This is a genomic window from Cupriavidus sp. GW821-FHT02F09, assembly GCF_059421605.1.
In genome coordinates, this window is the sequence record NZ_JBWKVH010000040.1 from 18788 (window position 1) to 31222 (window position 12435).

The 12435-nt window shown below is 60.1% G+C and carries 11 protein-coding genes and 2 pseudogenes; 6 read left to right on the plus strand and 7 right to left on the minus strand.

Annotation, left to right across the window (positions count from 1 at the left end; all coding sequences use genetic code 11):
- Positions 1 to 254 precede the first annotated feature (254 nt).
- Positions 255 to 3052 (minus strand): annotated as a pseudogene (locus AC07XB_RS30645) (Tn3 family transposase).
- Between the two features lie 222 nt (positions 3053 to 3274).
- Entirely contained in the window at positions 3275 to 4087 is an 813-nt protein-coding gene (locus tag AC07XB_RS30650; protein ID WP_492831206.1) for a response regulator transcription factor, read from the minus strand.
- Between the two features lie 274 nt (positions 4088 to 4361).
- On the opposite strand from AC07XB_RS30650, the pseudogene AC07XB_RS30655 reads away from it, so the two are divergent.
- A pseudogene (locus AC07XB_RS30655) lies at positions 4362 to 4865 on the plus strand (AraC-like ligand-binding domain-containing protein); the annotation flags it as partial.
- A 107-nt stretch (positions 4866 to 4972) separates the two neighbouring features.
- A complete protein-coding gene (locus AC07XB_RS30660) occupies positions 4973 to 5155 on the plus strand; it encodes a helix-turn-helix domain-containing protein (RefSeq protein WP_492831225.1) in 183 nt (60 codons plus the stop codon).
- On the opposite strand, the gene AC07XB_RS30665 is transcribed toward AC07XB_RS30660, so the two are convergent.
- On the minus strand, positions 5142 to 5492 hold the full coding sequence (locus AC07XB_RS30665) for a hypothetical protein (RefSeq protein WP_492831205.1): 351 nt from the start codon (positions 5490 to 5492) through the stop codon (positions 5142 to 5144). The two genes, AC07XB_RS30660 and AC07XB_RS30665, sit on opposite strands and share 14 nt — an antisense overlap.
- Before the next feature lie 84 nt (positions 5493 to 5576).
- Between AC07XB_RS30665 and AC07XB_RS30670 the strand changes: the two genes are divergently transcribed.
- Positions 5577 to 6473 (plus strand): MipA/OmpV family protein, encoded by an 897-nt coding sequence (locus AC07XB_RS30670; RefSeq protein WP_492831204.1) that lies wholly within the window; start codon positions 5577 to 5579, stop codon positions 6471 to 6473.
- Positions 6474 to 6800: 327 nt separating this feature from the next.
- Here AC07XB_RS30670 and AC07XB_RS30675 read toward each other — a convergent pair whose 3' ends face one another.
- Complete coding sequence (locus AC07XB_RS30675; RefSeq protein ID WP_492831203.1) at positions 6801 to 7454, minus strand: glutathione S-transferase family protein; 654 nt, start codon at positions 7452 to 7454, stop codon at positions 6801 to 6803.
- Positions 7455 to 7551: 97 nt separating this feature from the next.
- Between AC07XB_RS30675 and AC07XB_RS30680 the strand changes: the two genes are divergently transcribed.
- Positions 7552 to 8814 carry a polyhydroxyalkanoate depolymerase gene (locus tag AC07XB_RS30680; protein ID WP_492831202.1) on the plus strand — a complete coding sequence of 421 codons (1263 nt, stop codon included), beginning with the start codon at positions 7552 to 7554 and terminating at the stop codon, positions 8812 to 8814.
- Between the two features lie 8 nt (positions 8815 to 8822).
- Here AC07XB_RS30680 and AC07XB_RS30685 read toward each other — a convergent pair whose 3' ends face one another.
- Together AC07XB_RS30685 and AC07XB_RS30690 are read right to left on the minus strand one after the other, a co-directional pair.
- Positions 8823 to 9392, minus strand: a complete 570-nt coding sequence (locus tag AC07XB_RS30685; RefSeq protein WP_492831201.1) for a phasin family protein — start codon at positions 9390 to 9392, stop codon at positions 8823 to 8825.
- A 389-nt stretch (positions 9393 to 9781) separates the two neighbouring features.
- The gene (locus AC07XB_RS30690) at positions 9782 to 10282 is read right to left on the minus strand and encodes a macro domain-containing protein (RefSeq protein ID WP_492831200.1); all 501 of its coding nucleotides are present in this window, start codon (positions 10280 to 10282) and stop codon (positions 9782 to 9784) included.
- 725 nt (positions 10283 to 11007) lie between these two features.
- On the opposite strand from AC07XB_RS30690, the gene AC07XB_RS30695 reads away from it, so the two are divergent.
- Together AC07XB_RS30695 and AC07XB_RS30700 are read left to right on the plus strand one after the other, a co-directional pair.
- Positions 11008 to 11319, plus strand: coding sequence for a DUF3892 domain-containing protein (locus AC07XB_RS30695; RefSeq protein ID WP_492831198.1), 312 nt, complete (start codon positions 11008 to 11010; stop codon positions 11317 to 11319).
- 65 nt (positions 11320 to 11384) lie between these two features.
- Positions 11385 to 11585, plus strand: a complete 201-nt coding sequence (locus AC07XB_RS30700) for a hypothetical protein (RefSeq protein WP_416046997.1) — start codon at positions 11385 to 11387, stop codon at positions 11583 to 11585.
- Positions 11586 to 11600: 15 nt separating this feature from the next.
- Here the strand turns inward: AC07XB_RS30700 and AC07XB_RS30705 are convergent, their stop codons facing one another.
- A complete protein-coding gene (locus AC07XB_RS30705; protein WP_492831197.1) occupies positions 11601 to 11813 on the minus strand; it encodes a hypothetical protein in 213 nt (70 codons plus the stop codon).
- Positions 11814 to 12435: the final 622 nt, after the last annotated feature.

Consider the following 12435-nt stretch of genomic DNA (forward strand, 5'->3'; position numbering starts at 1 on the left):
CCTCCGGCCGCACAGGCGCAGCTCCTCCTGGGGTTGCTGCGCGATCGTTTGAGGAGCCCATGCGTTGGAGCGCAGCCAATAGGTGCGCCGACAATGCCTGCAGCCTGGAGTCAATTGCATTCACGGCAGACATGACCCGGGGCTTGCTCAGCGATGCATCCCGGGGTAGCTTTGATTTCGGTGCAATTTGCGACGGTTCGCAAGCCCAGCAGTGGCCCGGACGGCGCATCGTAAGCTGTTGATTAGAAATGAATTTATGTTGGACCATCGATCAATAGAAAACTGCGCCATAGGAAGCTCGTTTTCAGCCTGCGGCGCTTGTTTCTGGGTGCAGTTTGTGACGGCAGTAGTTGTCCGACGCTCGACTGGGAAGCGGAAGACGCCCCGGAGATTGACGCCCTCTAGCCGTGTTGGGGCGATTCGCCAGAACGACTCGGGTGCCACGGGCTGCCATCGTTTCACTTGCCGATCGAGCACTGTCTGCATCTGACCGGTATTCCACGCCATCACGATGTGAGCCAGCAAGCTTAGCGCGTCGGCGACGGCCTGCATCTCGTCGGCGCGCCTAGCCTGCGTGGGGGCGACTCGGCCTGTATAGATCGCCCGCTTTAGCGAGTTGACCGCCTCGCGGCGATTAAGCACGCGTAACAGCTCACGCCGGAACCCGGCATTGACGAAGTAGTCGGCAAGGAACGCGGTGCGCAGCAGCTTGCCTAACTGCACGCCGGCGTCATAGATAGGGTCGCCCCGTGCGGCGGGCTGCCACAGTGCTGGCGTGTCCCGACATCACGGAAGCTGTCAGGTGCACCAAAGGGTCCCACTGCGCCTCGATCGCAGCCAAGTCCACGTTGGCGAGACACACGGAGGCGATCTCATCGGGAACAGCAACGCCGCGAGGTACGAAGAGACGACGCTGCTTGAGCTCTCGCAGTTGGGGACACAGGTCGAACCCAAGTAGCCTGGCCAGCGCCATTGCGAAGTCGGTATAGCCATGAGTGTCGACCGCCAATTGTGTAATCTCGATTCGTTCCTGCCGCACGACGCCCCCGATCGCCGCGCCGGCCTGCCTTTCGTTGAGCCCAATCGGCTGGGCGTGGAAGATACCCATCGATCGCGGATGAGTGTAGATACCGCCCGAGGCGGCGTGGCGACGTGGGTCTTGCCGTGCCTGCCAGACGCGTTGGCTTGTCTCCAGGCTCATCCTGTCCGAGGAGGCAAGGTCCGACCGGCCCCAACTTGCCGCCAGAACTGCCTTACAGGCCTGAACCAGTCGCCGCTCATCGCCCGCCCAGCGCATGGCGTGGCGGATGCTCGTGGCTGACAATTGTGGAATCATCCTGGCACACTCGGCCGCCGTCAGACTCGTGCCATGCGCGAGGATGCCAGCGTAGACCATCAACAGTTCCTGCGCAGACCGGGGCTCGCGGCCGAGCATGATCCAGCTGAAGCGAGTGTCGGCGTCCACTGCCTGGATGACCTCCCGCAACTGATCATCGCCGATGTGGTGGTCGAGGCGGCTCCGCAGCCTTGAGGCCTCGGGATCCTCGTCCTGTGCCGCTAGCGGTGCCAGGTGCAACTCGTCATCGACACGTAGCGTGCCGGCGCGCGTCTCCGGCGCGACCGCGTCGATGCCTGTGCGCACGCGTTCGAGCAGCGGCCCGAGAAAATCGGAAGCTCAATGAATGCTCGATCCAGACTGAGCCGTTTCGAACGGCGCGGCGCAAGGCAAACAGGGTGGCGAATTCAAGTGCCCGGAAGACGCGCTCGCGATCGGCACCGCTGATCGCATCGAGCCAGGCTGGCCCTAGGCGAGGGGCGATCACATCATCGGATAAGCTTCGAACGGCCTTCGCATACAGGTGGCGCAGCTTGCCCAGAGCGTCAATTACCGGGTGTTCGCCGGTGGCTTGCTAGGGCAGCTTGGCGACGGCCGCCAGTAACACGCGTACGGGCCTGATGGCGTCGATCAGCCGCTGCCTGATCGCAGGCGACCGGCTCGGTGTGCGCTGAGTGTGCCTGTCGGCTACCAACTGGGCCAGATGCGGGCGCAGCTCCGCATCCGGAATACACTCCCATCGCTACTCAAGCTGGCCAGCTCTTCGAGCAGTTGCCGGTATTGTGCGGCCCAGTCGATGGGAGCCTTCACACCCTACACGCTCTGCCGCCATAGATCAGCCACCCGGCGCTGAAACATGAGGATCAGTTGGTCAGTGGCAGTGATCAGGCAGTATCGCAGGAAGCAGCCCAGCTCGACGGTGCGTGCCGGCTCCTGGATTCGTGTGCTGAGCGATGGGGACCGCGTCGCCCAGCGACGTGCAACGCGGCGCACCATGACATCGTTGAGACCGAAACGATGGCGGTCGACGCCAATCTCGACTAGCCACTCGATGCGTTCGAGCACTTCGGCGAACTGTCGCGTCGAGTGCTTCGCCGGGGCCGTCCACAGCCAGTTCTGGACGTGCTGACCAGCGGGTCGTGCTTGTTCCATTGCGGCTAGCCATCTTCGCCATGTCGCGGGAGGTACCGCCGAATGGCTCGAGGCGCAGGCACCGGACTCAAGCTCGGTCAATGCCGCTGCGACCAGGCTTCGGATGGCGCGCTCATGCACGATGATCAGTCGATGCCGATACAGCCACTGGTGCGCATATGACAGCAGTCGGTCCCGATCGGCGCAATGCAGCACTTCGTCACGCAGCGCCCGCGCAAGGGCTCGACGTTGAACCGTTATCCAACGAAACCCGAGCGTCTGGCAGGCCAGCAGTTGATGGTCGGAGAGCGTTCGCCCACGCGCGTAGAGCGCCCGCAAGGACGCCAGATCCGGCGTATTGATGCCGAGTTCCGTGCCGAGGTGGCGAAGCAGTACTGGTGGCTGGATACGGAACGCATCCAATAGGCAGCTGCTCATGCGTAAAAAGCCAATGTGCAGCGCCAGGCCCAGCTTCATCGTTGGGTCGTGCCGTCGTCCGATCAATTCGTGCTCGGCGTGGCTGTATGTGAAGAACGTCTGCAATTCGAAACTGCCGAGTTCACGCGGCACCTCGCGCGCACCCAAAAAGGTGCTCTGTCAGCCTTGCATCTCTTGCGCCTCCCGTGCATTGGGCCAAACACGATACGCCAAGCAGAAGCGAACAGCTAACCTCAAAAAATCAATAACTTTGGCATGATCTCCGGCGTCGCTGCTGAACTCGCGAGCCGTCGCATATTGCACTGAAATCAAAGCTACGCCAAGAGAGGGGCGGTAGAAGATATTGCGTTAAATTGTTATTTAATACGCTTAAGTGATATTAAGTTGATCTGCGGAGGACGATGGCGCCACGCTGCGTTGTCGCATTTGGGAAATGACTTGTAGTCGCGAGCATGCACCAAGTTGGAGAAGAATGGCAGAAACATGTTCCTTGACGGTGTTTTCCGTTAGACCAAGACCTTGCGCGATTTCCTTGTTGGACATGCCATCGAGCAAATGGCGCAGCACAGTACCCTGGCGGTTCGTGAGGCCGTGGGCCTTTCTCTCGAATGTGCAGCTCAGTGTCGCGCCGACAGGTTGAATGCGTATGTCGCTCGTTGGGCTGACGGACGCGTCGCTATTGTCTTCAAGGAATGGCTTCATCCTCGATATAAGCTCTAAGCGGTTGCGAGCGCCAAGGCGCTTCAGGATGGCGGCGACATGTTGCTTGACGGTATTCACCGCCAAGCTCAAGCGGCGCGCGATGAGCTTATCGGGCAGTCCCTCCAGCACCAGGGCGAGTACGACGTGTTGACGTTCGGTCAAGTCCTGTCTAGTGGGTGTGATCGAAGCATGATGCGCTGCCTGAATTAGAGGGGTGGGCCGGCTGAGTGTCTCGGGCGCAGCAAGTTCATGCTGCCACACGCCCCGATAGCCATGGAAGCCAGCTAGCGGTTGATCGCGGCGGTGATCGCCTGTTGAGTGTTTGGTGTTTTCGCTGGACTGCTGTGGGATGCCTTTGGCGTGCATCACAATGATCGTAGCCTGGATCGCCTGGATCGCCTGAATCGCCTGAAGCTCCTGGATCTGAGAAACCGAAAGTTTCGGTAGTGTCGTAAGAATGTCCCTAAGCTGCCCGTTCACAACTCCTCCCCTTTTGCTTCCCGGCATCGACTTCCTTGCCGGAATTTCCCAAAAATGCGACTTTCATGAAGTGAGCAAATAGCCTCTTAATCGGCTTCCACTCTTTTTATCGATTCAATCACGATACCATGTGAATGTCTTCAGTTTACAACCTCTGGCAGAATATGATGGTTTCAGGGAGTGAGGGGGAAATGATGGGAATCAAGCGCATCGTTCAAGTATGCGCAGCGCCTTTGCGATTCGCCACGGCTGGGCGGGTAATTGGCGAGCAAAGATGACGGAGAGATCAGATATTCATGCCGAGACGGTTATCGCAAGCGACGCCGACGAATTTGCGGCGCGTTTGCGACCGATCCGGGGCAACGTCGCGATCGAATCGGGGAGGGGAGATCAGTTTGACGTGCGGCTTGCGTCGAGTCTCGCCGGGGGAGCGGTGACGCATCAAATTCAGACGACAACCGGTGTCCGATTTCGGCTAGACAGTCCGTTCGACGGGTACGCACTCGTTTTGCTGCACGAGGGCGGCCTGCGGGCCCGGATTGGAAAAAAGGAGCGCGCCTGGTCGGCAGGCGCATGCGCCGTTCTGGATGCGACGCAGGTCAGTCAATGGCAATGGCAGGCGGGCAGCTACGACATGCTGCTGGTCGGCGCGAGCGATATCACGCGGCGCCTATCGACCCTGCTGGAAGCACCGGTGACGCGTCCGGTGATATTCCAGGCAGAGGTCTCCCCGGAATCGGATGGGGTGAGACTGGGCCGTGCCGTGATGCAGATGATGCAGTTGTGTTTTGGCGATGACAGAGCCAGGGTGACGGCGATGGCCACGGCGGCCAGCATACGCGCGCACTGCAAGTGGGATTCGCCACCTTCAAGAGCACCACGCCAATGGCGTACTTCAAGCGGATTAGGCCGGAGGGCGTGCGCAATGACCTCCTCCACGGCGATCCTGCGTCGGTTGCTGAAGTTGCGATACGTTTGGGGTTCAGGCACCTTGGCCAGTTCGCCAAGGTGTATCGCGATGCGTTCGGCGAGCTGCCACCGCAGACACGTCGGGTCACGAGGTGCTAGATAGACTCCAGTCCGCCGTCGAGGGATACCCGTGCTTGGTGTGGGCAAAAAAAGCAGACGATCCGTCTCCGCCCACGGGCGGATCGCGGGCCGCCTTCCAGGCTGTCAGCTTCTCCAGATCATTTTGAGCGCTGTCATCCAGATGCACGACACCCTCTTCAGTTTCACTCGAACCCCGGGGGCGCTTGAGCAACTTCGTGACAATAAGTTTGGCTTTGATTGTCATCGTGACCGCGTTGTCACTGAGCACGGCACTTTGAAAAAGCCGCAAGGATTTTGTAGTCTTAATGCAAAGTAAGCGTGGCATCCAAAGCAGGAAGAAATACCTGAGTGCCATTTGCCCCGGGCGCCGACTCTCGATTGAGCCCGTCGGCAACAGGCGAGGCTTTGTGCGGCCAATCCGCCCGGTGACGGAGGAAGAATGGCGGATTACAGCAATCCATCGCCAACAGCAGCAACAGCAGCGCCGACGGGAACCGCGGCCCGGTGGCCTGCCGCCCTGCTGATCGGGCTGGCGGCCGTTACCGCTTTGAGCGCTCACGCGCAGACACCGTCGCCTCTGGCCGAGTGGCAATATTCAGCCGGTGTCCCATTGATGAAACTCTATGAGGCCAAGGTGCCCGCATGGCAGGTCCAGGTCGGAGCGGCCGCCAGCCTGCGACCGGTTTACGAAGGTACCCAGCGCTATCACGTGCTTGCGGGCCCCAGCTTCGATATCCGCTATCGCGACCTGTTATTTGTTTCAACGGGTGAGGGCGTCGGCGTGAATCTGCTGCGGGCGGATCACTGGCGCTCGGGGGTGGCCATAGGCTACAACCTGGGCCGCCGTATGGCCGACGATCCCGGCCGACTCAATGGACTAGGCAACATCAATTTCGCGGTTGAGACTAAGCTATTCGGCGAGTATGTGGTGTCGGCGGCATTCCCTTTGGTGGTGCGCGTCGATGTACGGCGCAGTCTGGGCGGCACCGACGGCTGGATCGGCGATATCGGCGCCTACCTGCCGCTGCCCGGCAGCTCGGAGCGCTTTTTCTGGCTCGCCGGCCCTACCATCACCTTCGGTGATGCACGCTACATGAGCCGGTGGTTCGGCGTCACCTCGGCTCAGGCGACGCGCTCGGGCTATCCGCAATACAAGGCCGATGCAGGCCTCAAATCATACGGCGCGGGCATCTCCGCGATCTGGTTCTTTCGGGATCATTGGTTTGTCACTGGCGACATCGCGATCGGCCAACTCACGGGCTCGGCAGCGCACAGTCCGATCACGCAGAAGGCGACCAATACCGTCGTCGATCTTTCGCTGCACTACCAGTATTGATGCTCGTTCGCCCCCTTCGCCGCACTGCTACTCTCAGCGGGAGACAGCCGCCGTACGAGCCTATTCGACGCCGCCCAGCAGGCTCGCGCGGCGCTACTCAGGAGCTGGACGGCGCGCGCCAACCCTCGTGGATGCGCAGGGGCGTCAGGAGGAAGGCTCGCGTCAGATAGAGAATGGCCGTGCAGCGGGCAGGATGCCGACGGCGAGGGCGCCGAGCAGGCGCAGGAGGCCCGCCCTTGCTGAACGCTCATTGCGAAAGCGCCTGCGACGCAAACACCGAGTCGATGGCCATGCTGCTCTTCTTTGCCTGACAGGCATCCTAGCCGCTTAGAACTCCATATCCAGCTCGTTGATCTCTTCGGGCTCCCGCCCTGCCGCCGATATCCATTCCAACATATCCGGCGACGCCATGATCGTGCGGCAATAGCCTTCCGATACCACATCGAGCTTGACCTCGTAGGTGCGAAACCGGGTGACGACTGGCGCGTACATGGCATCGGCCACGGTGCGCGCTCCGAATAGATAAGGCCCGCCATATGCCGACAAGCATTCGCGCCAGATGGCGGTGATCCGGTCGATATCACTCTGGGCGCGTGTCCAGACCTTAAAACCGGGACGGTGAGCGCGCAGGTTCATTGGCAACGCCGCGCGCATGGCGCTGAATCCCGAGTGCATTTCGGCGCAAATCGCCCGACAACGGGCACGGGCAACGCTGTCTTCGGGCAAAAGCCGAGCCTCCGGGCGTACTTCATTCAGATACTCGGCAATGGCTAGGGTATCCCAGACAGTGACACCCTCATGTTCCAGCCGCGGGACAAGGGCCGACGGCGACAGCAGCAATAGTTCCGCGCGGCTGGCAGCGTCCGTCACCGGCACCAGGATCTCCTCAAATTCCAGCCCACTGAATTTCGCCAGCAGCCAGCCGCGCAGCGACCACGCGCCATAGTTTCTGCTGTTGATGGTCAGGGTTGTCCTTGACATGGCGAACTCTGCGAGATAAAGGAGTGACTTAGTAATATCGACACCAAGTCATGCGTATCGCAGCGTGGCTGCCGAATTGCGTTTTGTGAGTCACCCCATGATTTACCAAGCGTACCAGATGCTGGCCGACCTATTAGCCCCACTGCAGGCTGCGACCGACGATGCGGCCGCATCTTGCGCTGCGTCGCCGATGCTTGCCTCCGGGTCCGCATTCGCACGGGAGTGGTGCACGCTCCTGGAATGGAGTTCGCTCGTGCGCCTGCGCCACAAGCGCCCGCCCTTTGACATCCCCGCTGTCGGAGCTAACGGTGCCGGTGGTGAAAGGGTTGCGGTGAGCGAAGAGGTGGTGCACACCACGCCATTTTGCTCCCTTTTGCATTTTAGGCGGGACGTTGTACCTGGACAACCGCGCGTGCTGCTGATCGCGCCTCTGGCCGGCCATTTCGCCAGTTTGCTACGCGCCACGACGGCCACAATGCTGGCAGACCATGATGTCTATCTCACGGATTGGCATAACGCACGCGACATACCTTTGTCCTGCGGGCCCTTCGGCTTTGACGACTTCGTCGCCCAACTGATCAGCTTGCTCGATTGCCTCGGCCCTGGAATGCACGTTGTGGCAGTCTGCCAGCCGACGGTGGCCACCTTGGCTGCGGTCGCGCTGATGGCCGAAGACCGCGATCCCGCGCTGCCGCGCAGCATGACGCTGATGGCCGGGCCAGTCGATCCGCGCATCAATCCGACTCGCATCAATGAACTGGCGGTGCGCACCCCGCTCACATGGTTCGAGACCAACCTGATTGACACCGTGCCAGCACGCTTCGAAGGAGCAATGCGGCGCGTCTACCCCGGCTTCGTGCAGGTGTGCGCATTCCTGTCCATGAACATGGATCGGCATATTGCCTCGCTGATCCAGGCTTACCAGTACAAGCTGGATGGTGAAACGGCCAAAGCCGAGGCGATCTGGGCCTTCTATACCGACTATTTTTCGACGATGGACCTGCCCGCCGAGTTCTATCTCGATACCGTGAGCCGGGTGTTCCAACATCATGCCCTGCCGCGAGGCTGCCTGACCGTCTCTGGGCGGCACGTGGACCTGCGCGCCATTCGGCACACGGCGCTGCTGACGGTCGAGGGGGAGGACGACGATATCTGCGCGGTTGGGCAGACCGAGGCAGCGCAGGAGTTGTGCAGCGAGCTACGGCCCAATCTGAAATCCCACTATGTCCAGACCGGCGTCGGGCACTACGGCGTGTTCGCTGGCCGGCGATGGGCGACGCAGGTCTATCCACTCGTGCGCCAGTTCATCCACGAAACGGAACAGCGCTGTGTGGAGGCCGCTCAGTCGGTGCATGGCTGACTTCGCGGTCAAGTCTTGGCGGTACGCGACGTGTGCTCGACAGCCTGCTTAGCCGCTTTGGATGCCGTGTTGCTCGCGGTGCTAAAGCTCTGCTCTGCGGCATCGATCGTTTGCTTCGCGGTTTGGTACATCGACTCACACAACTTGTTGGTTGCGGCGATTACCGAGGTCAGGATGCTCACTGCGCCTTCCGAACCAGCCGGGGCGCTGCTGGCGAGCTCATCGACCGACTCCCCCATGCGGCGAATGTACGCTTCAAACCGCGCCTCGCACACCTTGATGAACTCGGCCTGGGTGCCCGCCCCGATTTCGCGCAGGCGGTGGTTGTAGGAGAGCACCTTCTCGCCGACGGGCTTCATCAGGCCGGCCTGCAGCGCAAGCCACTCCTGCGGACCCTTGGCGGACAAGGCAATCTGCCAGTTCTCCTGCACCTCTACGATCGTCGATTTCGTGACTTGCAGATTCAGCTCAACCAGTCTCTCGAAGCTATCGACGGCCTTGTTCACCAGGCCAAACATCACAGCGACGTTGGCCTGTTGTGCGGCGGTGAATCGTTCGGGGGGAGATGGGTTCATCATGCACTCCTGAAATTGGCCGGCCGCGCGGCCACTGCCGTCGGACGGCCATGCTTGTGCGATTGCCAAGGGTCGAGATCAGCGTGAGCGAGTAGCGTGAGATCCCGGACGCTCTCGAAAAGGAGGGGGGAATTACCAGTTCATTCAATATCGCCCAACCCATATATGCAAGGTTAGGCATAGTTTTTTTGAGCCCTTACGCGGCAGATACAGAGCACGGCCGGTCCGAAGAAATGGTCGTCTGCCGACCAACGAGTCACTGCCACTGTGACAATTTCAAGGTCCATCAATGCTTGAAACTCCCCAAAGCCATAACCAGCCATGAAAACCCCGTCAACCGGTTCTCATGTATCCTACTTTGCACTTGGCCCATGAGCAGTCCGATTGAGCCGCTACCTCATCCCAAGCCCACCGCATCGGATGGCAGTCTCTTCCGGCTCCATGCGACCGGTCAGCGTGCAGAAGCCCGGGCACAGCAGGGTTTCAAAACCATGCTGCCGTGCCAGCAGCAGCGTCGCCCTGAACGCCTTGTAGGCATTCTGGCTACGAGGCACCGCCATCGGCACTTCCATCGTCGGGGCGCTGATCATCCAGGGGATGTCGGCCGCGTCGGTCTTAATCGCTAGCGCATGGCCGACCGGCAGCAATCCGGCATGGTCCTGCCTGATCATCAACCGCAGCCGCCGCTCCAAATCGTCGCCGAAGCGCTGGATGTAGGCCAGATTGATCCCGCCATCCATCCAGCCATGGCTGTTAGCCGGGCTGGCAAAAGCGTCCGCCGCGCCGGAAGCGAAAATGTCTTCACACAACACGTCGACCAACGGCTCCGTGGCGAATGCCAACGCCAGCGCCGTCGCGACGTCCGGGTCTAGATCACGAAACAGAACACGCATAGCCACCAGCTGTGGAATACATCACGCCGCAATACTCGTGAACTGGAATCTCGAAGATGTGCCGCTTAGGGGACAACGCATGCGATCGTTATCCTGTTGACACCACCAGCGAGCGTGTCTGCCAAGCGTAGCACCCCGTCAAATGCCCGACCGGGTGGTAGCCAGTCGGGCTTCAGGCACGGTCGACGCAGGCATCGCACAGCGTGTGCGGAAATGTACCACTTCATTTCACGATGTTTGGTGGATGATGAAAAGGGGAGGGCGTAACATCCTGATTCCCAAGGCAATATTTCACACACCGCCGTATAGCGCCTCTTATCGACTCCCGGCATCTCTCTGAAATCCCCTGTCGCCTCGCAACGGAACACAAGGGTCTGCTAAGGGCGGATCGCGCCCTCGTATTCAACTTGACCCGGCACGGCCTGACTTCCTGAATTCACGACTACCCCACATAAGTGGTATCCCCACCGACGAGGGGAATGGCATGAACGGACCAATGTGCATTATGGAACTCTAAATAGCAGGAGTCCGTACGACTCGGTTCTCAACTTTTAGGCTCGTACTGACCGAGGCAAAGAACATAGCCTTGCATGGCCTGAAGGGAAGCGTAAATGAATCGACCACCGGACCCGCTGGACGTTGGTAGGTGATTTTCTAAAGCAACCACGTTGCTGCAAGCGCGTAACAAGAGGAGTGATCCCAGTCCAATTGAAAGGGAAACGACTATGGCCGCCAGACATCGCATCCGGTGCATTAGAAAGGCCGATCGCCAGGGCGCGCATGAGCGCATACTCAGCATCGGCGGTGTAAATTGGGACGGGCGCCCTTGGATATTAAGTCTTGCTGCGGCCATCGCTGGGATTGAAAGCGGCACCTTAAGTTTTTACGTGACCGATGAATGTGGTTACTCCACTTATGTGATCGTCGCTCTTCACGATGGTCACAAATATCTCAAGATGGAGAACGATGGCCTCCAGCTTGGAAATCTGCTTAGTCTCCCTGAGTGTCCCTGGAGGGAACCAACGGGCCGCCGGTAGCTAGAAACCCAGCATCGGTGGCATAAGCAACATCTGACTTGCAAGTAGACCGCACGGAGGGCGTTATGATTGAAAGAAAGCAAGTGGATTCCTTCAAAGTCCAACACGTCAATACTGGAACAATCCACGATGTCGCTGTCTATGAGCGCCGGATTGAAGGTTACCCAGTGCTGGACTTCGAAACCAATGGCGGAAGCTGTCTTCGGCGAATCTCCAAAAACCAGTTCGAGATGCCGGAAACGAAGGCCAGGTTCACTCGCGCATGAATGATATGTAATCGCCTAGACTAAATCTGACAGTGGTTGGTTATCCACGCCACCGACCTGGGCGCGCGCGCCACTAACCTCGTCGATGCCGCCGCCGGCATCGGCACCGTTACGCTCGCCAAGCAGATCAAGGGCTTCATGACGGCCTGCGCCGGCACGCTGCGCCTTGCCGGCCCGCGCGGCGCGGCTGGCGGCGGACAGTACGCACTGGCTACGGCACACCCACATCTCCCACGCCTCGCTCGACACCACCACGCGTTACGTGACCACCGAGGCGGCGCGGCGCATGGAAGCGATGCAGGCGGTTTGGAACGCGGGCAAGGGTGACTGATCTAGGGGACCGATTGCTCATTTGACCTCTTCATAGTCATCGAACCACGGCCCCTTACGCGCCGTCCGCACATGTGCCTCGCGGCGAGTCGCGGTCTTCCAGGAAGACTCGGAGCTACGGCAGTGCGCCTCAGCCTCCTCTAGCGATACGCCATTCTTGAGGACCCGTTTTTCCCCATTCTGGTAATGCCGAATGATTCGATACACGCTGACCCCCCATGTCTCCTCGTTGTGGGAGACTCGAACGACATCGAGCCGACTCACGGCCGGCGTTTTATAAGGGAACGGCTTGCACGCTCGATTCGTCGCCCCGACAGCGAATCGAATAAAGGTGTGCAAAAGGGCGCCGACACGAGCTGTCGGTTCCATACGCCGGCGCCTTGCGCATGGCTGACGTCCAAGACCTACGTGGATTCCCCTAGGGCGGGCTTCCACTTGCCTCCTGGGTGGAGATGATTCTCATTTCTATAAGTCGTAGGTGTCGGGCCTGAGGCAGCTTCTAGGCTTGAGACTCTATGCA